The sequence below is a fragment of the Fictibacillus sp. NRS-1165 genome, from assembly GCF_050468105.1.
Classification (GTDB): Bacteria; Bacillota; Bacilli; order Bacillales; family Fictibacillaceae; genus Fictibacillus_C; species Fictibacillus_C terrinigri.
Genome location: NZ_JBDPNU010000079.1, coordinates 1 through 23,459 on the forward strand (window position 1 = coordinate 1; position 23,459 = coordinate 23,459).

Annotated in this window: 29 protein-coding genes, 3 pseudogenes and 1 riboswitch; of the genes and pseudogenes, 11 read left to right on the forward strand and 21 right to left on the reverse strand. The window is 42.7% G+C overall.

Annotation, left to right across the window (positions count from 1 at the left end):
- On the forward strand, positions 1 to 261 hold a 261-nt coding region (locus ABHN01_RS23375), incomplete at its 5' end, for a hypothetical protein (protein ID WP_429877529.1).
- A 69-nt stretch (positions 262 to 330) separates the two neighbouring features.
- Here the strand turns inward: ABHN01_RS23375 and ABHN01_RS23380 are convergent.
- The 8 genes and pseudogenes from ABHN01_RS23380 to ABHN01_RS23415 all read right to left on the reverse strand — a co-directional run bounded on the left by ABHN01_RS23380 (position 331) and on the right by ABHN01_RS23415 (position 7,696).
- Positions 331 to 1,314: a cation diffusion facilitator family transporter gene (locus ABHN01_RS23380; RefSeq protein WP_429877530.1), complete on the reverse strand. Its 984-nt coding sequence runs from the start codon at positions 1,312 to 1,314 to the stop codon at positions 331 to 333.
- A 224-nt stretch (positions 1,315 to 1,538) separates the two neighbouring features.
- A complete protein-coding gene (locus ABHN01_RS23385; protein WP_429877531.1) occupies positions 1,539 to 2,675 on the reverse strand; it encodes an MGDG synthase family glycosyltransferase in 1,137 nt (378 codons plus the stop codon).
- 159 nt (positions 2,676 to 2,834) lie between these two features.
- Complete coding sequence (locus tag ABHN01_RS23390; RefSeq protein WP_429877532.1) at positions 2,835 to 3,683, reverse strand: hypothetical protein; 849 nt, start codon at positions 3,681 to 3,683, stop codon at positions 2,835 to 2,837.
- Positions 3,684 to 3,694: 11 nt separating this feature from the next.
- The gene (locus ABHN01_RS23395; protein WP_429877533.1) at positions 3,695 to 4,198 is read right to left on the reverse strand and encodes an anti-sigma factor family protein; all 504 of its coding nucleotides are present in this window, start codon (positions 4,196 to 4,198) and stop codon (positions 3,695 to 3,697) included.
- Positions 4,191 to 4,736, reverse strand: coding sequence for a sigma-70 family RNA polymerase sigma factor (locus ABHN01_RS23400; RefSeq protein ID WP_429877534.1), 546 nt, complete (start codon positions 4,734 to 4,736; stop codon positions 4,191 to 4,193). Before ABHN01_RS23400 ends, ABHN01_RS23395 begins: the two co-directional genes overlap by 8 nt.
- A 210-nt stretch (positions 4,737 to 4,946) precedes the next feature.
- A pseudogene (locus ABHN01_RS23405) lies at positions 4,947 to 5,748 on the reverse strand (DUF2935 domain-containing protein).
- Between the two features lie 86 nt (positions 5,749 to 5,834).
- Positions 5,835 to 7,187: an amino acid permease gene (locus ABHN01_RS23410; protein ID WP_429877535.1), complete on the reverse strand. Its 1,353-nt coding sequence runs from the start codon at positions 7,185 to 7,187 to the stop codon at positions 5,835 to 5,837.
- A 200-nt stretch (positions 7,188 to 7,387) separates the two neighbouring features.
- On the reverse strand, positions 7,388 to 7,696 hold the full coding sequence (locus tag ABHN01_RS23415) for a hypothetical protein (protein ID WP_429877536.1): 309 nt from the start codon (positions 7,694 to 7,696) through the stop codon (positions 7,388 to 7,390).
- 282 nt (positions 7,697 to 7,978) lie between these two features.
- Here ABHN01_RS23415 and ABHN01_RS23420 point away from each other — a divergent pair, with 282 nt between their 5' ends.
- On the forward strand, positions 7,979 to 8,800 hold the full coding sequence (locus ABHN01_RS23420) for an MBL fold metallo-hydrolase (RefSeq protein WP_429877537.1): 822 nt from the start codon (positions 7,979 to 7,981) through the stop codon (positions 8,798 to 8,800).
- A gap of 83 nt (positions 8,801 to 8,883) precedes the next feature.
- On the opposite strand, the gene ABHN01_RS23425 is transcribed toward ABHN01_RS23420, so the two are convergent.
- From ABHN01_RS23425 to ABHN01_RS23450, 6 genes are all read right to left on the reverse strand, one after another.
- Positions 8,884 to 9,519: an FMN-dependent NADH-azoreductase gene (locus ABHN01_RS23425; RefSeq protein WP_429877538.1), complete on the reverse strand. Its 636-nt coding sequence runs from the start codon at positions 9,517 to 9,519 to the stop codon at positions 8,884 to 8,886.
- An 84-nt stretch (positions 9,520 to 9,603) separates the two neighbouring features.
- Positions 9,604 to 10,578, reverse strand: coding sequence for a ring-cleaving dioxygenase (locus ABHN01_RS23430; RefSeq protein ID WP_429877539.1), 975 nt, complete (start codon positions 10,576 to 10,578; stop codon positions 9,604 to 9,606).
- A gap of 117 nt (positions 10,579 to 10,695) precedes the next feature.
- Positions 10,696 to 11,574, reverse strand: coding sequence for an STAS domain-containing protein (locus tag ABHN01_RS23435; protein WP_429877540.1), 879 nt, complete (start codon positions 11,572 to 11,574; stop codon positions 10,696 to 10,698).
- A gap of 7 nt (positions 11,575 to 11,581) precedes the next feature.
- Positions 11,582 to 12,064, reverse strand: coding sequence for a hypothetical protein (locus ABHN01_RS23440; protein ID WP_429877541.1), 483 nt, complete (start codon positions 12,062 to 12,064; stop codon positions 11,582 to 11,584).
- Positions 12,065 to 12,187: 123 nt separating this feature from the next.
- A complete protein-coding gene (locus ABHN01_RS23445) occupies positions 12,188 to 12,421 on the reverse strand; it encodes a hypothetical protein (RefSeq protein ID WP_290400330.1) in 234 nt (77 codons plus the stop codon).
- Positions 12,387 to 12,593, reverse strand: a complete 207-nt coding sequence (locus tag ABHN01_RS23450) for a hypothetical protein (RefSeq protein WP_429877542.1) — start codon at positions 12,591 to 12,593, stop codon at positions 12,387 to 12,389. Before ABHN01_RS23450 ends, ABHN01_RS23445 begins: the two co-directional genes overlap by 35 nt.
- A 155-nt stretch (positions 12,594 to 12,748) precedes the next feature.
- Here ABHN01_RS23450 and ABHN01_RS23455 point away from each other — a divergent pair.
- Together ABHN01_RS23455 and ABHN01_RS23460 are read left to right on the forward strand one after the other, a co-directional pair.
- Positions 12,749 to 12,883 (forward strand): annotated as a pseudogene (locus ABHN01_RS23455) (M4 family metallopeptidase); the annotation flags it as partial.
- Positions 12,884 to 13,006: 123 nt separating this feature from the next.
- Complete coding sequence (locus tag ABHN01_RS23460; RefSeq protein ID WP_429877543.1) at positions 13,007 to 13,642, forward strand: flavodoxin family protein; 636 nt, start codon at positions 13,007 to 13,009, stop codon at positions 13,640 to 13,642.
- A gap of 41 nt (positions 13,643 to 13,683) precedes the next feature.
- On the opposite strand, the gene ABHN01_RS23465 is transcribed toward ABHN01_RS23460, so the two are convergent.
- Positions 13,684 to 14,118 (reverse strand): MerR family transcriptional regulator, encoded by a 435-nt coding sequence (locus ABHN01_RS23465; RefSeq protein ID WP_429877544.1) that lies wholly within the window; start codon positions 14,116 to 14,118, stop codon positions 13,684 to 13,686.
- Between the two features lie 188 nt (positions 14,119 to 14,306).
- Between ABHN01_RS23465 and ABHN01_RS23470 the strand changes: the two genes are divergently transcribed.
- Both ABHN01_RS23470 and ABHN01_RS23475 read left to right on the forward strand, forming a co-directional pair.
- The gene (locus tag ABHN01_RS23470; protein WP_429877545.1) at positions 14,307 to 15,497 is read left to right on the forward strand and encodes an MFS transporter; all 1,191 of its coding nucleotides are present in this window, start codon (positions 14,307 to 14,309) and stop codon (positions 15,495 to 15,497) included.
- Positions 15,498 to 15,517: 20 nt separating this feature from the next.
- Positions 15,518 to 15,937: a universal stress protein gene (locus tag ABHN01_RS23475; protein ID WP_429877546.1), complete on the forward strand. Its 420-nt coding sequence runs from the start codon at positions 15,518 to 15,520 to the stop codon at positions 15,935 to 15,937.
- A 78-nt stretch (positions 15,938 to 16,015) separates the two neighbouring features.
- On the opposite strand, the gene ABHN01_RS23480 is transcribed toward ABHN01_RS23475, so the two are convergent.
- Entirely contained in the window at positions 16,016 to 16,216 is a 201-nt protein-coding gene (locus ABHN01_RS23480) for a hypothetical protein (RefSeq protein ID WP_429877547.1), read from the reverse strand.
- Between the two features lie 171 nt (positions 16,217 to 16,387).
- Between ABHN01_RS23480 and ABHN01_RS23485 the strand changes: the two genes are divergently transcribed.
- Genes ABHN01_RS23485 through ABHN01_RS23495 form a run of 3 tightly spaced genes read left to right on the forward strand, consistent with a single transcriptional unit; the run spans position 16,388 to position 18,427 of the window.
- Positions 16,388 to 17,056 carry a YhgE/Pip domain-containing protein gene (locus ABHN01_RS23485; protein ID WP_429877548.1) on the forward strand — a complete coding sequence of 223 codons (669 nt, stop codon included), beginning with the start codon at positions 16,388 to 16,390 and terminating at the stop codon, positions 17,054 to 17,056.
- Positions 17,020 to 17,940 (forward strand): hypothetical protein, encoded by a 921-nt coding sequence (locus tag ABHN01_RS23490; RefSeq protein WP_429877549.1) that lies wholly within the window; start codon positions 17,020 to 17,022, stop codon positions 17,938 to 17,940. Before ABHN01_RS23485 ends, ABHN01_RS23490 begins: the two co-directional genes overlap by 37 nt.
- Entirely contained in the window at positions 17,909 to 18,427 is a 519-nt protein-coding gene (locus ABHN01_RS23495) for a YhgE/Pip family protein (protein ID WP_429877550.1), read from the forward strand. The genes ABHN01_RS23490 and ABHN01_RS23495 overlap by 32 nt, the downstream gene beginning before the upstream one ends.
- Here the strand turns inward: ABHN01_RS23495 and ABHN01_RS23500 are convergent.
- The 5 genes and pseudogenes from ABHN01_RS23500 to ABHN01_RS23520 all read right to left on the reverse strand — a co-directional run bounded on the left by ABHN01_RS23500 (position 18,379) and on the right by ABHN01_RS23520 (position 21,853).
- The gene (locus tag ABHN01_RS23500) at positions 18,379 to 18,609 is read right to left on the reverse strand and encodes a Fur-regulated basic protein FbpA (RefSeq protein WP_429877551.1); all 231 of its coding nucleotides are present in this window, start codon (positions 18,607 to 18,609) and stop codon (positions 18,379 to 18,381) included. The genes ABHN01_RS23495 and ABHN01_RS23500 overlap by 49 nt on opposite strands.
- Before the next feature lie 218 nt (positions 18,610 to 18,827).
- Positions 18,828 to 18,932: riboswitch (SAM riboswitch) on the reverse strand.
- A gap of 70 nt (positions 18,933 to 19,002) precedes the next feature.
- Positions 19,003 to 20,214, reverse strand: coding sequence for a threonine synthase (locus ABHN01_RS23505; RefSeq protein ID WP_429877552.1), 1,212 nt, complete (start codon positions 20,212 to 20,214; stop codon positions 19,003 to 19,005).
- Between the two features lie 162 nt (positions 20,215 to 20,376).
- A complete protein-coding gene (locus tag ABHN01_RS23510; RefSeq protein WP_429877553.1) occupies positions 20,377 to 20,883 on the reverse strand; it encodes a DinB family protein in 507 nt (168 codons plus the stop codon).
- A 34-nt stretch (positions 20,884 to 20,917) separates the two neighbouring features.
- Positions 20,918 to 21,549, reverse strand: a pseudogene (locus tag ABHN01_RS23515) (pyridoxamine 5'-phosphate oxidase family protein).
- Between the two features lie 154 nt (positions 21,550 to 21,703).
- A complete protein-coding gene (locus ABHN01_RS23520; RefSeq protein WP_429877554.1) occupies positions 21,704 to 21,853 on the reverse strand; it encodes a hypothetical protein in 150 nt (49 codons plus the stop codon).
- A 227-nt stretch (positions 21,854 to 22,080) separates the two neighbouring features.
- Here ABHN01_RS23520 and ABHN01_RS23525 point away from each other — a divergent pair, with 227 nt between their 5' ends.
- Together ABHN01_RS23525 and ABHN01_RS23530 are read left to right on the forward strand one after the other, a co-directional pair.
- Positions 22,081 to 23,004, forward strand: a complete 924-nt coding sequence (locus ABHN01_RS23525) for a D-alanyl-D-alanine carboxypeptidase family protein (protein WP_429877555.1) — start codon at positions 22,081 to 22,083, stop codon at positions 23,002 to 23,004.
- A gap of 97 nt (positions 23,005 to 23,101) precedes the next feature.
- Positions 23,102 to 23,407 (forward strand): winged helix-turn-helix transcriptional regulator, encoded by a 306-nt coding sequence (locus ABHN01_RS23530; RefSeq protein ID WP_429877556.1) that lies wholly within the window; start codon positions 23,102 to 23,104, stop codon positions 23,405 to 23,407.
- Positions 23,408 to 23,459 lie beyond the last annotated feature (52 nt).

A 23,459-nucleotide genomic window follows, 5' to 3' on the forward strand; every position in this document is an offset into this window, starting at 1 on the left:
CAAGGCGGACAACAAGGGCAACAGATGCCGCAGTTTCCGGGCTTGTTCCCCGGGTTGCCTGGCGGACAGCAGCAGGGAGGCCAGACCCAGCAAGGCGGACAACAAGGGCAGCAACAGATGCCGCAATTGCCTCAACTGCCTGGACTGTTCCCCGGGATGCCTGGCGGACAAGAGCAGGGGGGCCAGACCCAGCAAGGCGGACATGGACAGCCAAGCCAGCAGGTATTCTATCCATATTACGGCTATCCAGGAATGTTTTGATTTATCTAACGACACAAAAACAAAGGATGGACGTCACCATAAAGTTAGGTGGCATCCATCCTTTTATGCTTATTTTTCAGTTTCAGTCTTGTTTTTGCGGTGATCCGGCCACTGTTGCACCCCATCGTCCTCATCGAATTCAATCGTAACGTCCGCTACACCTTTTTCTGATAAGATTTTCTCTTCCAGACGGTCCTTGATGTCGTCTGCCTGGGCAACCGTGAGAGAAGGATCGACTTCCACTTCCATCTCAACATGAAGATCTTCACCTTCTTTAATCACCGTTACGTCGACGACATCCTTAACATCAGGATCACTCAAAACCAAATCGCCTATTTTGTCTTCCATTTCCTCATCTGCTTCCCCAAGGGCTCCTGCTGCGTTATCAAGAAATACCTTTCCGACAACAAAGAACATCATGAGCCCAATGAGAATGGAGGCGATGCCTTCTGCCTGATGAAACGTGGTGTAATGGGAAATGATGATGGCGATGATGGCGAGCAGTCCGCCGGCGGTCGCGACCATGTCTTCCATAAAAACAAGCTTTGTAGCAGGTTTTGCTTTTGGCAAATACCCAAAACTTTTAACAAGTACAGCAGCACCGCTCGATGTATCCCCCGCTTCATGCATGATTTCTTTCATGGCTTTAAAAAGTACAAAACCTTCGAGGATCACGGCTGCGCCCAGTACGACCAGATTAATGACAAATCCCGTGGATTCGGCCGGATGAAGAATATGGGTGAAGCCTTCTTTAATCGTTTCAAACGACATGATTCCTACAATAAGTACGGCACCCAGCAGAACAAGGTTCACCAGCCTGCCAAATCCGTTTGGAAAACGTCCGGTTGCTCCTCTTTTGCTTAACGCTGATCCGATAAAAACGAAGAATTGGTTGGCTGCGTCACCAAGACTGTGCATTGTCTCTGCGAACATAGCGACGTTCCCCGTCATAAAATACGCGCCGCCTTTGATGATCGCAATGATCGTGTTTACGATCGCCGCTAAAAAAGCGGACTTGTTTCCGGTTTTTAATAGTTTAAATAACTGCCCCATTTCGCCCTCACTCTCAATCTTTTTTATCTGTTATGTATAAGTTCACCTTCATTCTTCCCGGTTAGAATGCTTGTTACACCTTATATTCCCCATCATACCAATGAAACCTGAAAATCCTCCTCCCTTACCATTTTATAGATGAACGAGCGGTAAGGAAAGAGGATTTATTAGTGTACGAATGGGTTATGCTCCTGTCCTGGTGTTTTTTAGAAGAATCGCCCTCATCAAGCATGCTGAGTGAAAGACAGCGAAGGTTCCATTAAGGACTGAATAAATTTAGTCATCTGATCAGGCGACAGCATCTCCCTCCCTTTTTCATACGCTTTTTTAGCTGCGTGCCACTTTATCAGTTCAGGTTTATTGCCTAGCACTTTTTGCAGCTGCTCTTCAATCGATAGAGATCTTTCAAGCCGAAACACCAAATTCTTTTTTTCCAAATATTGAAGATTGATCTCTTCCTGTCCAGGAAGTACGGCATGAACGAAGATCGGCAGGTTTTTCTGCAGCGCTTCACTGACTGTGATCCCCCCTGGCTTCGTTACGACAGCATCCACACGGTCGTACCATTCGTTCATCTTTTTTCTGGAAGAGATATAGGGAAGAGGGAGAATATGATCCGAATCTAGCTGCTTGATTTTTTCATACAGCTTGCGGTTGTTCCCGCATAACACAAAATAATCAAAGGCACCGGCGAGTCTGGAAGCAGTTATGAATTCATAAATATCTCCTAATCCACTGCTCCCGCCAGAGATCAAAATTTTCCTGCGGCCGTTGTCTTTTTTACGCTGGGTTGTTTTTATAAACTGCTCATGCACTGGTATGCCTGATACGATAATGCTTTCTTGGCGAATATGATGTTCTGTCATTAATTTTAATTTCATATCCCGGTTAGGAACGAAATGATAATCAATTTCTCCCTTGCCCCATACGTCGTTGATGAAAAAGTCCGTGTACACGTTCATGACTGGAACTACGCACTTGCCTTTCCGCTTCAGAGCACTCACAAGATACGATGGAATGCTGTGTGTACAAATGATCACGTCCGGCTGTTCATCCTCCAGAAGCTTTTCCATTTTTTTCAGAAACAAGATTTCATAGCCTTTGAAAGAATGAACCTTTCGCATCGTGGAATAGGTACAAATTTTATAAACGAGATCATAGGTTCCGGGCATCAGCTTAATCCACTTGAGATAAGTTCCTGTCACCATCTTTTCAAGTGAGACGTTCATATAGCTTAGCAAATCTACTTTCTTTAAAACCATATCTTTTTTTCTGATCTTCAACATATCGATCAAAGTCTCGGCAGCCTGATGATGTCCCGAAGGCATTTGCAAAAACGGTAAAAATAATATTTTCTTCATTCTTTATCACCTGTTTTTATAATAATGAAATAGGAATAAAAGTCCTTACATCAGTAAAAAGACGAGAAAGATCTGAAAAAGTTCATTTAAATAAAAAATCCTTAATCTTCATTAAGAATTAGTTCCCAATGAGGTTAAGGATTAAGTTCTTAACGTCAGTTAAAACCTTCCGTTATATTTTTTTCGCCGCAATCTGCTGAACAGCCATTGGATAGACATTCCTAGGGATAAACAATAGAGAATAAAAAAGACGAGACCGCCGATGACAGGAAAATTGAAAACCGATACGATCAGAAAAGCACCGGTTAAATAGACGATCCATGAAGGTTTATGGTTCAGGCCGGCTATACTGCTTGCCGTCTCTTTGCTTAACAATGCCATCCCGGCTATGAACGAGATCAGAGGAACCAAGAGAAGAATAATGGAAATGGGGATTCCGACGACGGTAATTCCCAGTAACAGGCTTAGAATAAGAATCGCCAAGGTTGTAATGGCCCCCGACAAAACAAAACGAGCCGCTTTTCCTTTCGTCATTTCTTCGTAGTTCTTAAACCTCTTATTTAAAGCAAGCCCCGCAAAAGTCGTTAACAGAACGAGAACGATGCTTCCCAGGAACCGCAAAAGCCATCCGCTGATTATTACCATTCCCCCAAGAAAAAGGCTGTTCTGAGATGGGCTGTTCAGATTAATGGACAGAATATTCTGCGTCACGCTGGAGCCGGGCTCTTGTTTAACACGCCCGCCAACGACAAGAACGAGCTCTCTTATGTTGGCATTAGGTTTTATTTCTACATCGCCATTAATAACGATAACTGCAGTTTTTACTTTCCCTTTAATAATCGCATCATGTCCGAATACAATGACATTTTCGACACTTTGTTTAACGGGAACGACCACTTCTCTTGATTTCATAATGTTCCTTTGTGCAGCAAAAACAGTTGGACTTGCCAATGACAAACTGGTGAAGAACAAGATGATCAGTGATAATACCAATGCGAGCTTTTTCATTTCCCATCTCCCTACCCTGAAGTTTTTGTGCTTAATAATCTCCGTACGGACCATCCTGAAGCGGCTAAAATAATCAGAGTAAGCACCAGGATCACTTCAAGCAGGTTAGGAAGCCCTCCTGCAACGGCAAACACAGAATGGACCAGACTATATGAAATGGAAGTTAAAGTCATTCCCACCTGAATGCTTTTTAACAGGACAGGTGTCAAGGTCCATAGGATATTGATGATCAATAAAGCACTCAATCCTGCAGCAGCAATCCATTTCCAGCAAAGAAGCCGTCCAGGTGAGCTTTCCCCTTGTATCTGCTCTAGAACCGCCTGTTCAATCTGCCATTCTTCCGGCACTGGAACCTGATACGCGGTGTATAATTGTTCTTTTAACTCGATCAGTTCTTGCACTTCATCCCTGCATTCATCGCAGATCCTGCAATGCACCTCAATCTTTATGCGTTCGTCCCTGCTTAATTCATCATCCACATAGGCAGAAAGAAGCTCTTTTATTTCGTCATGCATCCCGATCACCCCTCGTGAGTTCTCTCCTTAATTCTGTTCTTGCCACATTTATTCTGGATTTAACAGTTCCCTCCGGTATTTCCAAAATCTCTGCAATCTCCTGATACGAGAATCCTTGAATATCCCGTAAAACGACCACTGTCCGATGTTCTGGCGAAAGCTTTTTCATCGCATACTGAAGATTCATTCTCAGATGAGCGTTTTCAACCTCAGAACGATTGCTGGCCAGTTGCTCCGTTTTTGCCGGATCTGCATGAAGAACCGGCGTTTTTTCAGCCCTTTTTATCCGGTCATAACAAAGATTCGTTACGATCCTCGTTAACCAAGAGGCAAAGGCGTACTCCTGTTTTAATTGATCAAGCGAAAAATATGCTTTTACAAAAGCTTCCTGAGTTATATCTTCCGCTTCCATTTGATCATGGACCATCGCAAAGGCATGCCGGTAAGCTTTCCCCTTATATTTCTGAACGATTTTTGTAAAGGAATCCTGATCTCCCTTTTTCGCGTCTGTGATTAGATGCTGTAGTTCGTGGTCCACACTTTATTCACCCGCTTCTAGACAAACTGCCCCAACGAATTGTCTTCAAATTAAATGACGTTAAAAAAGAAAATAAGTTCATTTTTAATTTTAAAATTTATGTACTGTATATTTTTTGTCTGCCAAAAACGATTCATCCTTATAAAATGAAAAGTGGAATCTAAAAAGCCCCACTAAGCTTTTACTTAGCAGAGGCTTACTTACGGTTTTTCACTCATCCACCCGTGGTTTAGTGGGGTCGCAAACTGGCTGGGGCATCTTTGCAGCTTGGGCAACCTTGGTCAGATAATAGCACTCCTCCCTTGCCATGTGATCTGCCATCAAAGCTGAAAAAGTACCGAGGACTTCGTTTGAAAGCTCCATTTCTTCTATTTCCTTAAGAAATCTCCGAAACAGTTCAATTTCTATCTTCACCTCTTGGTTCATACGATTTAAAGCCGGGAATTCTTTCAGGTTCGTACGCAGATAGCCAGCAAGTTCAACGGCTTTAATATAAAACTGTTCAAAGTGGACACTATATTCCCTGCTTCTTGCCTGATTCTTTTTCCACAGCATCAAGGGTGTCTGAAATTGCGCCTGCATGCCCTGAAGCATCCGGCAGCCAGACCATGTGGTAATGAAGTTCATGGTATAAGGGCGGCATTTGTTCGGATTTCAGGAAGTTAAGAATTCCAATATACTCTTCTACCTCATTTACCATATGATTAATAAAGGTTGGTGAGAGATGGATGGCAATCTTGCCATCCATCTGCCTCTTTAGAATATGGAGCTTGAATTCTCTAATAGATGACGCCATTCCCGCCGCATTGGCCGTAAGTATTTTGAGATCTGTGTTTCCTTTTGACTGCTCAAGCAGCTGGTCAAAAGCCTTCTTGTATTGTCTGGCCGTTTCCACTTCTTTAGTTTCTTTTGGAGCTAAAGAATCCATTAAAAAGCGGGCATGATCACCCAGTATCTGAAGCCAAAATCCATGTTCAAACCTTGCGCTGTCTTCCCATGTCTGCCTGTCCATTTCATCCCCCCTTTATTCTCTACATTAAACATATCGAGAGAAAAGAAAGGTTATGACAAACTGTCCAATAAAAAGTTCTTTACTGGTTATGCTTCAGCCTTTTTCCACACTTTCCGCATGATTAAGGCTGCGGCACCAATGATGACTACGAGGAGCAGGCTCACATATAAACCGGGCCGGATAGTCTTTTCAGCCAGTGTTCCACTGATACTCACCAGGAGAAGCACGATTCCTAAATAGGAGAATACTTTGCCCCACACCTTTTGCTGAAGAACCTTTAAGGACGAAAAGATAATGAACAGCCAGTTATAAAGGAGCAATATCCCTGCTGCCGTTGTAATATATTCATAAATCTTTCCCGGCAGCAGCAAAGCAGTGATGATCGATGCAAGCAGACCAGCCGCTCCGAGCCCCAAGGATGCCAAGGGCAGGTCCTTCAGTTTTTTCACTTTTTTGCTGAATAAATGAGGCGCATCCCCATCTTCAGACATCGTGCATAAAAGGTTTGTTACTCCAAACAGCGAAGCCGTCATCGTTGAAAATCCTGCAATGATAATGGCACCATTAAAAACATGGGGAAAAAACGGAAGATGATAATCACTTAAGGCGGTAACAAAAGGACTTTCTTTATCATCAAATCCATGCTGAAAAACCATCGTTACGGCAAGACCCATGGATAACACATAGATCCCGGTCAGCAGAATCATCATCGCTTTCCCTGCTTTTGGGCCATCTTCTTTCTTTTTCAGCTGCATAGCCATTAAACCGATCACTTCGATTCCTCCAAATGCATAGAACGCGTATATGAGTGAGGACCAAAACCCTCTGAATCCATCGTGAAATAGCGCCTGCGAACTGTCCGGAAGCCCCGGCTTCTTCACATCGCCGTCAATCCATCCAAACAGGGTTGCTGCCGCTATAATAATAAACATTAAGATTGCCGCTACCTTTACGATCGCGAGAATATCCTCCATTTTGTCGAATCCTTTTGTTCCTGTGAGCACAACAGCGATTGCCAATACGGCATAACCTGAAGCAAACACCCATAACGGCACATTGTGAAACCAAAAGCGGGAAAGGATGGAAAGTGCGGTCAACTGGCTCCCCATCACAAGAATATTGGATATCCAATAGTTCCAGCCGCAGCTGAATCCAGCCCAGCGCCCAAACGCTTTTTTTGCATACGCGCAAAAAGACCCTTTTTGCGGATCTTCCGCTGTCATTTGTGCGAGAACATTAAAGACAATATATGTACCGATTGCTGCAAGGATAAAAGAGATAACAATCGAAGGTCCCGTCATCATAATGCCAATGGAAGACCCTAAGAAATAACCTGTACCGATCGTGCAGCCCACTCCCATTAAAGAGAGCTGCCACCATTTTAAGTCACCGCTTTTGCTTTTTTTGCCGGCAGAAGAATTGCAGCTTGTTTCACTCATCATATCACCCCTGGTCTATTACTATTGTTTGTAGGACCAGGGTGTATCTATACTAAAATACATTAAAAAGGAGAGGGTTATCCCTCCCTGGCTTCTCCCGTCCAGGTTTGATGGTTTTCAGCTGATTTCCATCATTAACCATGCTGCAGCTGAAAACAAAGGCAGGCGGTATATTCTTCTGCTCTTTTTATATTTTAATGTCAGAGAAGAACCTTTCTATCATCTTCATTTTCCATTTTTATATTGGAACGCAATGATTTTCCTTCTTCATGGAGAACATCTCTTGCACTAGCCAAAATGGAGTCAGACATTTCCTGTGGCAGACTGGCAAACGGCTGATCAGAAACAATGGCATCAGCATATGGGATATTGTGTATCCTCATATAATGATTCAAATTCTCAGCCGAACCATTTATAGTATGGAGATTCTTCTCACCCTTGTATTTTTCTGCTAATCGCTTATAAAATATCTGATTATATTCTATAATCAGAATTGTAGTTTTCGGCATCCGGTTTTCAAGTATTCTGTAAAAACCCCTGTTCCCGGTCCAAGTTCAATAATATAGGATGCCGAATCAAAATCAATATCTTCGATTATTTTCGCTGCCAGTAATTTACAACTGGGCAAAATAGCCCCGGCTGTTCTTGGCTTTCCGATGTATGGAGAAATAAAAGATAGGTACAATTCTACACACTCCGCTGGTTTGACTTTTTACTATAACCATAGCGCTCAAACCTTAAGATGCGTATGCAAAAACGATTAAGATTTATTAAGATTAGGAGTTGATCGTATGAAAAGGTTTATTTGCAGCACATGCGGTGTTCAGTACCCGCAATCTGAGCAGCCTCCTTCCGAATGCATGATCTGCAGCGAAGAGAGACAATATGTGAACCCTGCCGGACAACATTGGACAACACTCGAAGATATGAGGGACGGGGACTATTTCAACAACATTAAGGAAGATGAGCCAAACCTGTACAGCATACATACAGAGCCGGACTTTGCCATCTCTCAGACCACTTATCTCGTTAAAGGCAAAGGTTTTAACCTATTATGGGATTGCCTGACTTATTTGGACGACGAAACGATTGAAGCGGTTCAACGGCTTGGTGGTATCGATGCGATTGCCCTTTCCCATCCCCATTATTATTCTACTATGGTGGAATGGGCAGAAGCGTTCAATGCACCGATCTACATTCATGAAGACGATAAAAAATGGGTCACCCGTCCAAGCAATTGGATTCGTTTTTGGACCGGAGAACGGATGGAGGTTAGCGAGGGATTGACTCTGCATCGATTGGGCGGTCATTTTAAAGGGGGTGCTGTCCTGCACTGGGCAGAAGGCAGTAATCGAAAAGGTGTCCTCTTAACTGGAGATGTCATTCAGGTGGCGGCTGACCGCAGCTGGGTCAGCTTTATGTACAGTTATCCTAACCTCATCCCTTTGCCTGCTTCCATTGTCAGCCGGATCGCCGAGGATGTTAAATATCTTCCATTTCATCGTTTGTACAATGCGTTTCACAGAGTCGTACAGGAAAAAGCATCCGAGTCGGTCCAAAAATCAGCAGAACGTTATATTCAAGCTTTAAAAGGAGAACTTTTTAATACATAAGATAAGCAGGAAGAGGAAAGCTTTTTACCTCGTATAAAATTCTACACGCGAAGGCAGCATCTGTGCCTTCGCGTTTTTTTTTACTAAAAACTAAGTGCAAGTTCTTTCGCTCTTGCAACGGCATTTTGTTTAATTTCTTCCGCGCGGTCAGGGAACTGGTTGTGGCCTTCAACAAAAAAACCTTCAAAAGATGGAATACCAAAGAAATTCATGATGACTCCGATATAACGATGCCCCATCTCCAATTCCTTTGCCGGACCCTCTGAGTAAATCCCTCCGCGAGCTTGGATATGCAGAGCTTTCTTGTTCGTCAGCAGTCCTACAGGGCCTTGTTCTGTGTATTTAAAGGTCTTCCCGGCAGTACAGATGGAATCAATATAAGCTTTCATGACGGGAGGAAATGAAAAGTTCCATAACGGCGTTACAAAAATATACTTGTCCGCAGCCACGAATTGGTCGGTCAGTTCGGAAAGCCTTCGAACTTTGGATTGCTCATTCTCAGACAGCTGATCAAACGTTGATCCCGTTCTTAACTTCCCCCATCCGCTGAAAACATCAGCGTCAATCTGAGGGATATTTTCCTTGTACAAATCCAAGTGGATGACTTCATCTGTTGGATTAGCATTTCTATAGGACTCAATAAACGCCTTTCCTGCAGTCATACTGTAGGATTGTGTTTCATCATGAGGGTGTGCAGTAATATAAAGGACTGTTGCCATAAGTAGTTATACCTTCCTTTGCAGAATGTTTTTTCTTAGTTAATATGATGCAAAGGAATGAAACCCATACGCCTTTCATGAAGTTTAGGACAATTTGGTATCCAAAGGTTGGAGTTTAGCTTCAATCTCGTGTCGCTTCGGTTCGAGAAAAGGAGGCAACGCCAGTGATTCACCAAGATGTTCAAGGTGTTCATCCGTGGCGAACCCCGGACCATCCGTGGCTAATTCAAACAAAATGCCATTGAGTTCCCGAAAGTACAACGACTTGAAGTAGTACCGGTCTACAAAGCCGGAATTCGGAATTCGTGCTCCCTGTATGTTATTAATCCATTGCCTTAGTTCCTCTTCATCATTCACTCGGAATGCCACATGGTGAACACCTCCTCTTCCCAGCCGTTCGGGAGGCAGGTCCTTTCGCTCTTCTATATGAAGTTCTGCCCCCGTTCCGCCTTCTCCCGTCTCATATACAAGGATGTCTGGCTGATCGGATAAAGGAGAAGCATAAGCTCCCTTTTTTCTGAACCCTAAAACTTCGGTAATGACTTCCTCTGTTAATTCCTTTGTACGAACTGTAAGCATGACCGGTCCGAGTCCAATGATCCCGACGTCTTGTGGAACAACACTATTTATCCATGGTGTACCGCCAGCGACGCCATTATTTGTTTCGTCTGAAACAAGGCGCAATCTCTGCCCTTCATGATCTTTAAATGCTAATGACAGCCGGCCGAATCGTTCAGACACTTCCTCGTGTTCCACATTTTTCTCTTCGAACCGTGCTTTCCAGTATTGCAGTGCTTCATCGCTCCTGACGCGAAGAGATATTTCTGAAATGCTGTTAACGCCATCGTGATTCCTTCCTGCTCTTGGAATTTCGAAAAAAGTCAACTCAGTGCCTGCGTTCCCTTTTTCATCACCATAGAACAGATGATATACAGATGTGTCATCCTGATTGACCGTTTTCTTGATCAGACGCATTCCGAGGACTTTCGTATAAAAATCATAGTTTTTACCTGCTAATGCCGTAATGGCCGACACGTGGTGAATTCCTTTCAGATCCATAATTCCTCCTTGATATTCTTTGTCGTAACTCTTCCTTTTATTTAGTATCATACCCTTTTGTCCTGGAAACTCAAATCAAAAAGGCAGCATTACAAATCGTAAGCTGCCTGCCAAACATTAGTTGTTATTTTGTTTCCGCGCGTTATTAAAGTCCATTGCCTGAGCTAATGTAGAAGTGATGGAAACCCTGTCAAAGGATAGGCCGAGCTGAACTGCGGTTGCAGCGATTTCCGGACGAATACCCGAAAGGGTAGTCTTCACCCCAACGAGATCAAGCGCATCGATCAGCTGGAAGATTTCATGAGCCACCATCGTATCAATCATCACCACACCCGATAAATCAATAAAAAGGCGGCCAATTCCTTTTTGTACGCACTGATTGAGCGTATTCTCCAGAATAAACTTAGCACGTGCCGTGTCAATATCACCCACAAGCGGCAGTAAAGCCATATCATTATTTAGTGAGATGACGGGTGAACTCAATTCATTCAACAGTTCTTGCTGGGCATTCAGCCGGTGGGTGGAATATTTATGGGTTTCCTCAATGAATTGCAGCATGACACTGTCAAAAACCTTAACCATCAGCCGATTCCATTTTTCGATCTGTGACGGTTTGATCTCTTCTGGATTATTCGACACAAACTCACTGATGTAGTTAAGATACTGCTCCCGTACCCTCATGAATTCTTTAATAATGTAATGAATGGGTGTTTTCAAATGTTCACTGTCTTTTGCAATTTTAATAATCCACTTATCAAATTCGTTAAAGAAAGCTCCTTCGTCCTTTACAAGCACGTCGCATAAATGGATATGAAATTCATAATTTTGTTCTTTCAGCGTCTTTATTACTTCGGGATCGTTGGATCTGTATACACCAGTCGAGTTCGATTTATCAAGCGAATCATACCATTCCTCGGTCAATTCAGAAGAAATTGATGTAATTCTTGATTTTTGTCCATCTATAAACTCCTCGATTACATTAAGTAACAGAGCCATTGCTGGCTTATATTTTTTGAAAGCCTTCTTCCACTAAATAGTCATGTGCTTCTTTATAGGATTCAAACGCAGCTTCTAAATTTAAGCCTGCATAAATATTCCATAGTTCATCCTCATGAACGAGAAGAAGCTTTTCGTGGTCTGCTCCCCCAATCCAGTTTTCTTTTTCTGGTTCTGAAGGAAAGGACCCCGCTTCAGAATCACCTTTATCTTCCAATAAATAGTCCATCGATTTCTGTATGATGTTAATCAGCTCATCGCCTGAATACTCCCGGATGTTGACCATGCCTTTTTCATTCTTCTCGCCTCTTGGCAGATAGCCCGCATAAACAAATCCATTACCGTTTGGATGCAGATGCTGGACCACGATCTTTTTGTCGCGGTTGCTCTCCTCAAGGTGGTAATTGATACGGCCTAGTGAAATATCTTTCCTTGTTAATTGAGGGAAATTTTCTTCAATAATATTTATTTTTTCTGAAAATGTAAGCATTGTCAGCCTCTTTCTTTTCTACTAATTTTCCTGTGATTATATCATACCTTATAGTACAAAAGTAGAGATACCCTTTAACCATAGGAATGAGTAAACAAAAGAAAAACACCGCAATCGCGGTGTTCATTTATGTCTTTTCAACTCTGAGGTGATAGCGTCCATGGCCGACTCGATCTTAGCGTATAACTCTATCTCATGGTTGTCGGGATATTTTATTTTAAAAACATTGTCGGATTTACTGTAGCTTATGGAGATCAGCGGGACACTATTTTGGCTTAACGTATGGGTCACTTCTGATTCAACATATTGCTTTGTTTTTAGATCAAGCAGCATGTCCTGAATTTTTGATGGATTCATCAACATCAATCCCCTTTCCATTATGAGAGGGAGCTAGTAAAAGGTGAATAGCCTCAAATATTTTTTTATTAATTCTTAAAATTATAACATTTTTCAGGTTTACATCACACCCCAAACGGGAATTGTAATCGTTTTGAAATACAATTTTCTCGCTTTTTTTATTTTTAGACACAAAAACGACACAAAATTATACTCCTTTTTTTCTGTCTTTACACTTGGGAAAACAAGTGTAAACTTCAATCTGAAATTCACGGTAACCTGCTCTGTTTTTCCCAATACCAATGAACCAGTGCTGTGCCATCATAAAACCAAGGGCGAGCACTTACTCGCTATATGACCCCGACAACAAACTTCAGCGGAGCACGTGCTGCATTATTAAGCGCAACTGCAGACCTGTATGGCAGCACTGGCGCGGAATACACAGCAGTAAAAACAGCGTGGATGAATGTTGGAGTGAACTGATAAAACATTAAAAGCCCGGCGGTTTCTGTGATCCAGAAGCCGTCGAGGCTTTTTTACGTTTTCAGATGGATCAAAAGGGTACAGTTTCAAATAGGAATGCACAGAAGGAGAGTAGATCAAAACATGTCCATTCAAGCACTGATCATTAACTGTACACTCAACAAAAGCAATCGGACGTCTAACACGCGAGCGCTCATTGATGAATCGGTTAAAATTTTTGATAGAGAAGAAATTGTAACAGAGGTTGTTACCCTTGCAGACTATAACATTGAATACGGAGTAACTGGAGATGCTATCAGCAATAAGGATGAATGGCCGATTATATTTGAAAAAATAAAGAAAGCCGACATTTTAATCATTGGTTCCCCGATCTGGCTCGGTCAGCAGAGCAGCCTGACGACTGTTCTGATTGAGAGGCTTTATGGCGCGAGCATCGATACGAACGACAAAGGACAGTATATCTTCTACAACAAAGTCGGCGGTGTCGTTGTAACAGGGAACGAAGACGATGCCAAGCAAGTAAGCCGGTCAGTGGTGTATGCATTATCTCATATCGGTTTTACTGTTCCTCCAAATGTCGATACGTATTGGGTAGGAGAAGCCGGACCAGGCCCATCTTATATCGATGCCAAAGGGTATGAAAACGAATTTACATTGCAGCACGCCCAAATGATGTCATACAACCTGATTCATTTTGCAAAAATGCTCAAGGAGCATCCAATCCCAGCAGAGGGAAACGTCATTAAGCAGTACCAGTAATTTTTTTATAGTATGCAATAAAGCAGGCTTTCTGCCTGCTTTTAACTATTTTCCTGTTCAAATCGGATCAGAGCGGCTTTTGCCCGGTCCCTGAGATTCATCAAATCTTCCTCTACCTTTATAATTTTTTTCTTTTTTTGTTCTAACAGCTTTAACTGCTCCTCTACCGTCATATACACTTTCTCCAGCTTTTCTTTTTGCTGGCTCGTTCCTTTGAACTGTCTGTAATCGTGTCTTTGAGCTTCCAAGGTGTCACTGAGTGTAATAAATTCCTGGAGCTCTGATAGGGAAAAGCCCATCACTTCTTTTGCATTGGTGATCTTCTTTAAGAACTCCACATGTTCCTTTGAATAAAGCCTTATTCCACCCTCACTTCGAGGAGGCGAAGAAAGCAGGCCGATTTGTTCATAATAACGGATGGTGCGCTTCGTTAACCCGCTCTGTTTCGCTACTTCATCTATTTTAAGCCCATTCATTGTTCTTGCTCCTTTGCCATTTAAAGTACAAATACAGATAAATCACTCTATATAAAAATACCACAAAAAGAAATAAAAAAGGAAATGTTTACGTTGACGTCAAGGTTAACTTGTATTATAATTTTTTGGGTAGAACAGTGCGGTTACTTTATTTTTTATTATATTTTTCAGAAAAAGGGGTTTTAGGTATGAAACAAGAAGCTTTGAGTATCCAGGAACAGCCAGGCAAACAGCCGCTTGTGATCTGGGTCATCTTCTTTGCCACCATTATTTCATTTATGGGATTAGGTCTTGTCGATCCTATCCTGCCTGCTATTGCTCATCAGCTTAACGCTACTCCGAGCCAGGTTTCATTATTATTTTCCAGCTACAATTTAATTACCGGTGTTGCAATGCTCATTACCGGTGTGGTCTCCAGCCGTGTAGGCATCAAGTGGACCTTGTTGTCCGGTATCTTATTCATTATTGTTTTTTCTGCATTGGCAGGTTCTTCGAACGAAATTTCACAAATCGTTGGTTTCCGAGGCGGATGGGGTTTAGGAAATTCATTGTTCATCGCTACCGCATTATCTGCCATCGTTGGCTTGTCCATCGGAGGAACTGCAAAAGCTATTATTTTATATGAGGCAGCCATTGGATTAGGGATATCTGTTGGACCTTTACTCGGCGGTGAGCTTGGATCCATTTCATGGCGTGGCCCTTTTTATGGAGTCAGCGTATTGATGGTCATCGCATTCTTTGCCTTGTTGCTGAAAATGCCTCATGTTCCGAAACCGAAAGCTAAGAGTTCTGTACTCGATCCGATCAGAGCCTTGAAATATCCTGGGCTTCTTCGACTCGGTCTCACCGCTTTCCTTTACAATATTGGTTTCTTTACGCTTATGGCCTATTCGCCATTTGTGATGGATTTAGACGAACACGGCCTTGGCTACGTCTTTCTCGGATGGGGTCTTTGTTTAGCCATCACGTCCGTATTTGTTGCACCAAAAATTCAAGCAAGATTCGGCACAGTAAAATCGATGTGTGCAATGCTCATCTTTTTCGCACTGACCCTTCTCGCTATGGGAATTTGGACGGAATCAAGTACAGTAGTTATTGTTGCCGTTATCGTTGCCGGCCTTTTCCTTGGCACGAATAATACGTTGATCACAACTGCAGTCATGCAGGTAGCCCCTGTTGAGCGTGCGACCGCATCAGCCGCATACAGCTTTGTTCGTTTCATCGGTGGTGCTATTGGACCATGGCTTGCGAATAAGCTGGCTGAAACCTATTCTTCGCATGTTCCGTTTGTAACCGGGGCAATCTTTGTTTTATTCGCCATGCTTGTTGTTGCTTTGGGCCGTAAACACCTTATCCATGTCGACTCCATTTCTCATTAAAGGAAAGGAAGGTCACCACAATGTACAATAAAATCTTAATTGCATTTGATGGTTCCGCTCCTTCTGTTCACGCGCTTCAGCACGGTGTGGAACTTGCCCAACATATGGACGCTGAAATTGTAACGATGCTGCATGTAAACAAAAACGTTCCTTTACAGGAACCTCCCCTTAATATTGATTTGGATGAATTACTCGAAGAAGAGGACAAGGAACTGCTGCAGCCTGCCGTTCATTATCTCTCTGAATCAGGCATTCCTTTTGAATCTCATGCCGTTAGCGGGGAGCCTTCTCAAATCATCACTTCATACGCAAAAGAACACCATTACGATGCCATCGTTATGGGAAACACAGAAAAAGGCATTATAAAAGAAGCATTCCTAGGAAGTGTCAGTCATCAGGTTGCCCATACCGCTGAATGCCCAGTGATCATCATAAAATAAAAAAGACCGGTTCCCCAAAGAAGGGAACCGGTCTTTTTTTGTCAGAATCCAGAACTTTGAAGACCTAGCTCGCACCAATTACGCTGTCCAGCCCGGCTGATAAAGATATTTTACGTTTCCCCCGCCTCCCGGGACGATGAATCCGCGGAACGATTTCTTGTCCTCTTGCTTAACAAGGACTTCACGAAAAACAAAAAATTCTTCTTTTATAACGACGTATTCACTAAGATCTCCACTACGGAGATCAGAAAGAATTTCAGCAGCCATCTGTTTGTTCAATCTCATAATCCTCCATTACATAAGATTCCTATATTAGTACACCATATCCTCGCAGGTTGTGTCCAATGCTTTCTCACATGAAAAGCGCCTTTACATAAACTTCTTTTTCAAACAAAGACTATGCAAAAACGTTTGATTGCTATCATAAATTCATTGCTTAGAAAAGGATATATGGATGATGAAAAATATGTTTCAGGTATACCGTTTGGATTGGAAGGACATATTGACTATCCCCACTGCAGCCCTGCTGACTTTGGGTTAATTGTGCTGCCTTCTGTTTATGCCTGGGTAAATATCAAGGCCATGTGGGATCCTTACGAAAACACGTCAGGCATAAAAATTGCCATCGTAAATGAAGATACAGGTGCTATGCTGCAGGACCAGCCCATCAATTTAGGCAGGCAAGTCGTTAAAAATTTAAGGCACAACGATAAATTAGGCTGGACTTTCGTAGATAATAAAACGGCCCGTGAAGGGGTCCTCAACGGAAAATATTACACCAGCCTTTACATACCTCCCGACTTTTCGCGTAAGATTTCAAGCATTGCGAGCAAAGACCCTGAGAAGCCTGAAATCATATATACAGTCAATGAAAAAATCAACGCGGTCTCCCCTAAAATTACACAGTCAGGAGTCTCAACCATTATCAATCAGGTTAGCGACAACTTTACGAAGAGCGTAGGAAACACCATATTTAAAAAATTTAACGAAGCTGGAATTACACTTGAAAAAGAATTGCCAACCATACTCAGCTTTGAACAAAGATATTCTCTCTTGAAAAGGAGTTTTCCAAGTTCAATCAAATGGGAGAACAGCTTATCTTTCTTGACCAAAAGATGAATGAATTAGATAAACGAGCAAAAATGAAGAAAAAACTTCAAATGAGCATCCCGACGATCGACAGGCTTGGTGATGTTATCCTGCAAACGGAAGAAAAACTTCCGCAAATGAAGCGCGTGTTAGATCAACTCGCTCCTCTTCAGGACAATTTGGCAAAATTGGAGTCTGCAGATGATATAGCAGCAAATCTCGAACAATCACTTATTGATCTTAAGTCTGCAATAGATGAAGCCATTGCAATGGGCAATGCTGCAAATAAAACCAATCCAGAGGTATCTTTTGAGCCTGCCGAACTGCAAGCGATGAAAAGGCACCTTCAGGATCTCGAGAATATGATTCGCCAAAACAAAGGGATTCTTACAGAACGTACTGCATCCTATTTGAACCCCCTGCACAATCTGTTTTCAACTGCCCAGCCTGACTGGCCGGCACTCGAACAGAACATTAAATACGCAGCGGAGTTTATACGAAACGATTGGCCAGCAGCTAAGCATGACCTCCAAAAAACAGCTGTATTACTGGATACACAGCTGCCAAAGCTTGAACGATCGGTCCACCGGGCAGCACTGTTTGCAAAAAAAGATATGCCTGCCATGAAGAGATCGATCACCCGTACCGCTGACAAAATCAGAGATTTTGAACGGAACAACAATCTTAGAGATATCATTAAAGCCTTAAAAAACGATGCTCAAAAGGAAAGTGATTTTCTGGCATCTCCGATCACCTTGAAGGAGAAGAAGATTTTTCCGATTCCCAATTACGGCTCAGCGATGACACCTTTTTATACCTTGCTGGCACTGTGGGTAGGAGGGATGCTGCTCATCTCTTCCCTCAGAGTAGGTGAAGTACCCCGTGAAGGCAAAGTTTCCCCGCTTTCTTTTTAATTTTGGAAGGCTTCTTACCTTTGCCTCGATCGGCATGCTTCAGGGCCTTGTTGTATCTCTAGGTGATCTGTATATTATACATGCTTACATTGTCGATAAGATTTGGTTTGTTTTGTTTACCATTTTTCTGAGCGTCGTCTTTGTCATTCTCACTTATACACTTGTATCCATCTTTGGAAATGTCGGAAAAGGCCTCGCGGTTATTTTTCTCGTTCTGCAGTTTTCAAGTTCAGGCGGAACATTTCCTGTGACAATGACCTCTTCCTTCTTTCAAAAACTTAATCCGTATATGCCCTTTACTTATGGAGTCAGTTTATTGCGTGAAGCAACCGGGGGGATTATTAAAGAGGTTGTACTTTCTGATCTATACCATCTGCTGCTTTTCCCCGTTATTTTTCTTTCAGCTGCCCTGCTGCTGCGAAGACCGATGCACAGATTTCAGAATAAAAGAGGAACAGGCTCGAATAAAGCAAGAATTCTCCAATAATGTTTTTTAGCCCGTGGCAGGAAATTCTTCCCGCCCGCTGCCTTTTCATACTCCTCTTCCAGGTCGGTAAGTGTCAGCTGAAATAAGTGACGCTCATCTTTCTGATAAACGTCCATGGTGATCAGTTGATGAATCAGCTGATTCCTTTTCGTTTCCACGGCTTTCCTTAATTGATTTACCATAAAAATCCCTCCTCTTTGTTAAAGCATTGACTAACAAGAGCTGGAAACAAAAAAATAAACGCCGCCATTTTTATGACGAAGCGCCATTGGTTGACCAATCAGCAAATCCTTATATTTCATAGTGAATTAGTCGGTTTTATAAACAAATAAAAACCTCTTCTTGCGGAAGCAAATACGCACAAGAAGAGGTTGAATCGCCATCAAATTAAATCACACTCTTCTTATCATTCAAGCCGATTGCTTGTGGAATTGGCACAGTGCTCATAAAGAGCCCGCTGCCGAGGCTTCAAAGGGCCAGATCCCTCCACCTCTCTAAATAAGAAATATAAGGTAATTTTTATTCTCTTGTTTTATCATTATATGAGTTTCCATTCTAAAGTCAAGACTAAACATTCACTCTTTTGGCATAACTTCTCCAGGCTGCAGGACTGGTGGTTGAACAGTGACCGAATCCGGGTACTTGATCCCTTGTCCTGTATTTAGGCAAATCACCTTTTCATCTGCCTTGATCCAGCCTTTTTCCCTCAGTGTTTTTGCTGCTGCAAAAACTGCTGCCCCCTCTGGACAAATAAAACTTCCTTCGAGTTCTGCGATTTGGCGCTGTGCCTGACTGATCTCCTCTTCAGAAACAGCAACAGCACATCCCTCCGTTTCATAAATCGCTTCAAGGACGAGAAAATCTCCAATTGCTTTCGGGACATTGATCCCAAATGCAGCTGTCTTGGAATTTTCCCAGAACTCCGATTCATTCTTGTTTTCTTCCCAAGCTTTTACGATCGGCGCGCATCCCTCTGCCTGAACAGCGACTAGACGTGGCAATTGCGCTCCTTTAAAGAGGCCCAGTTCCCTGAACTCCTTTAATGCCTTATAGATCCCGATCAGCCCGACTCCTCCACCAGTCGGATACAAAATAACATCTGGTGGATGGCTTTCTGTCTGCTCAAGAATTTCATAGCCCATCGTTTTCTTACCCTCTACCCGGTAAGGCTCTTTTAACGTCGATGCATCATAGAAGTCTTCTTCTTTCACTAGTGAAGCAACAATCTTACCTGCATCACTGATCAGGCCATCTACAAGAATAAGCTCTGCACCGGAAATCGCAACTTCTTTTCTCGTGATTGCAGGAGCATCCAACGGCATGACTATGAACGGTTTAATGCCTGCTCTTGCTGAATAGAGCGACCAGGCTGCCCCTGCATTTCCATTGGTCGGCATTGCGAGCTGCGTGACACCAAGCTCCTTGGCTTTTGAAACGCCTACCGCTGATCCTCTTGCTTTAAAGGATCCGGTAGGTATCATTCCCTCATCCTTCATCAACAGGTTGGCAATCCCGAGCTTTTTACCAAGAACCGGCATTGGCAATAGAGGTGTCATTCCCTCTCCGAGTGTCACCACATGGTCAGGATCAGTAACCGGGAGAAGTTTATGGTACCTCCAAAGGTCATTCCTTTCTTTATCGATGATTTCATTATCCTTTTTCAGCTCATCTAAGCAATAGTTTACTAGAAGAGGTGAACCGCACTCGCACAATTGATTAAGCTCATGATGCGCATAAATATTTGCGCATTTTGGACATTCCAGATGGCTGATGTAGCTGAATGACATAACATACCTCCATTATTCCTTACCGGAAAAGAACCGCAAAAAGCACCGTGGTGCATATGGAAGAACCTGCACCGCGGTGCCTTCAGTTTTCTGATCAGCAACCTTTTGATTGTGTATGAGTAAAATTCTAAGACATATATTCCGATAAGTCAACTCGGAAATCTACAGCGAGTTCAATTGACGCGAAAGAATCTTTTCCTTAATTTCCTCGATTTGAGCCAAATGTCTTTTTTCATGGTAACCAACGAAAGGGATCCATTGCTTCAATGACATTGGGCCGAATACCGGGTGCGGATAGGACTTTTGTTCTAAAGCGTCTGTATTGGCACTGTTCTCAACCTTTTTCAGCTCTTTACGTGATTCTTCCAGCTTTTCTTTTATTTTTTCAAGTGTCAGGTACCGTTTTGCTGGAACAACAAAAACAGGAGCATCCACTTTCCTGCTTCGGTCCACGGTCAAATCAATTGGTTTTTGTTCAGCAGGCATCGAGATTTTGCTTTTTAAGCGGTTTGAAATGATGATCGCTATGGACCTTTCCATGAGATATAAGTGATGCATCGTCTGCATGATCGACCATCTGCCCTTTTCCTCCGGTTCATTTAACTGGTCATCGCTTAACCCGCCAACCGCTTCAAGCAGTTGTCTTCTAATCTCATCGTTTTCATTCATGGCTTATTCCTCCCATCGTTGTCAGGGCACCGTGCTAATAAAGGCGGTCTCTGTACCCTTCCTGCAAGCTCTCTACCTGTTCTGCACTCATATTTGGAATGTTCATGTGAGCGGCCATCATTGCAGCTGCAGAAGGCAGTGATTCTTGCGGCATCCATGATTCCGGACTCCAGAGCCCGGATCGGATAAACGCTTTGGCACAATGCAAGTAGCATTCCTCCGCCTTCACCAGAATCCCAAACAACGGCAGTTTTCCATTGACAGCATTTAACTCCAAGAGCACCTTGTCACGGCAGATTATCGCTGTTCCGTTCACTCTCAGCGTTTCCCCGAGGCCGGGAATCATAAATAACAGACCAACCCGTGGGTTTGTTAGAATATTTTTAGCAGAATCCATTCTTTTGTTGCCGGGACGTTCCGGGATAAATAAGTAGTGATCATCCAGCACTGTTACGAATCCTGGGGCGTCTCCCCTTGGTGAAACATCACATCTGCCTTCCGAATCAGATGTCCCAAAGCTAAAAATGGGGACATTGAAATAAAATCCCGGCAATGCTTGTCAATCTGTGGGATGACTTTGTTCGCAGCCCGTATGCTTGGTTTACCACATAGAGAACGCAGTTTCTCGAACTCTTCTTGTGTGTCGATAATCTCTTCTATTTTCATGCCCTCGCCTCCAAAACATGGAATATATATCCATCGTACCTCGTGTTTCATTTGAGAACCAGAGCTTAAAGGATGAAAACAAATTAAATAGCCTGAACTCCATTCCTGTGAGTCCAGGCTTTTTAATTCACCATGTGCACAATCTCCTAGAAAATCAGTTTGGATTCAAAAACGTTAATTCATACTCAGGTTTTCGATCTTCATCTGGTTTTTTTAATGTTCCTGCTGCCTGCAATAGCGGCTGCTTCGGAACGGACTGGGTCATTGGCTTTGTATTAGGCTGCTCAATTTGATTCATATCCATTGTGCATCCCTCCTTACCAGTTTTTTAAATATATTCCCGGCATCAACAAGCCTGAAACCTATTTATATAAATTTTTTAATAGTTTATTTTATGAATGTTTAACGTATTTGTTCATTGTACTAAGATATTTTCATATAATGTTCAGTTTCAGCCTTTGTTTCACAGGGAAACTTCAGTTATAATTAGAAGTCGGACTACCAAAGCAATTTTGAAAGGAAGTTTTACATATGAAAACAAAATTTGTTTCAGGAGCTGCTATAGCCTTAAGCCTTGCTCTATTTGCCGGCTGCTCCAATAATGATAAAACCGCTAATGAAAAGCCGTCTCACAAAACGGAAAAACATGAGGCTGACAAAAAGAATAGTGAGACTCAAAAAAATAAGACAGATGAAAACAAAAAGAATGATGATACTAAGAAAAGCAACGGAAATGTAAGCCAGGATCCTGAACCGAAAAAAGATCAGGAGAAGAAAAAGAATGAACCAAGCGAGCCTTCAGCGGATGAAAACAAGAAGTCTAAGCCGCCTGCTCAAAAGAATGACGACAGCGTTTCTGTTGTGGCCCATCCTGAAAGCATACCGGTACTTGTAAACAAACGTTCTAAACTTCCTGAGAACTATAAGCCGTCTGATCTAGTATATCCTGACGTGGCATTTATTTTCAGTGAAAAGATTGAAAAACGAATGATGCGCAAAGCTGCAGCAGACGCACTTGAAGACATGTTTGCTGCCGCTAAAAAAGAAGGGATTAACCTGACCGGAGTGTCCGCATACCGCTCCCATGAGACTCAAACCGCCCTGTTCAATAATTATGCCAAACGCGATGGCTATGAAAAAGCAAGAATGTACAGCGCGCTTCCAGGAACGAGTGAGCATGAAACTGGCCTTGCGATCGATGTTGCCGGAGATGGGGGCAAATGCCCTGCACAGGATTGTTTCGGAGACACACAAGAATCCAAATGGCTTGCTGAACATGTTTCTGACTTTGGGTTTATTATTCGCTATCCTGAAGGAAAAGAATCCATTACAGGATACAAATATGAACCTTGGCACATCCGTTATGTCGGAAAATCTGTCGCACACAAGATCGTGGGCAAGGGAGAAACGTTAGAAGAATACTTTAATGCAGTGCCTGTATCCAACGGAAAGTAACAAAAAGTACCGAGCCAGAAGCGCTTGGTACTTTTTTTATCGATATTTCTTTTTTGATCGTAATGTTATACTGAAATAAGCGAGGTGAAGCAGCACAATGAATACGTTCAAACTATGTCCCCGATTTGAAAAAGCGATGAATCTCATGAGCCAGCGCTGGACGGGAATGATCATTTATTTGCTTCTTTCCGGTCCCCACCGTTTTTGTGCGATTGAATCATCCATCGGTGTGAGCGGCAGAATTCTGTCTGAGCGTTTAAAGGAACTTGAAAAGCATGGTTTAGTAATACGGGAGGTTATTCCTGAAACTCCTGTACGCATAGAATATTCCCTTACTGAAAAAGGATTGGCCATTGAGCCGATCATGAGAGAAGTGGAACAGTGGTCACAAAACTGGCTTTAAGCCTAAAAAAGCAGCTCTCACCTTGAGAGCTGCTCAGAACGTCGACAAACCC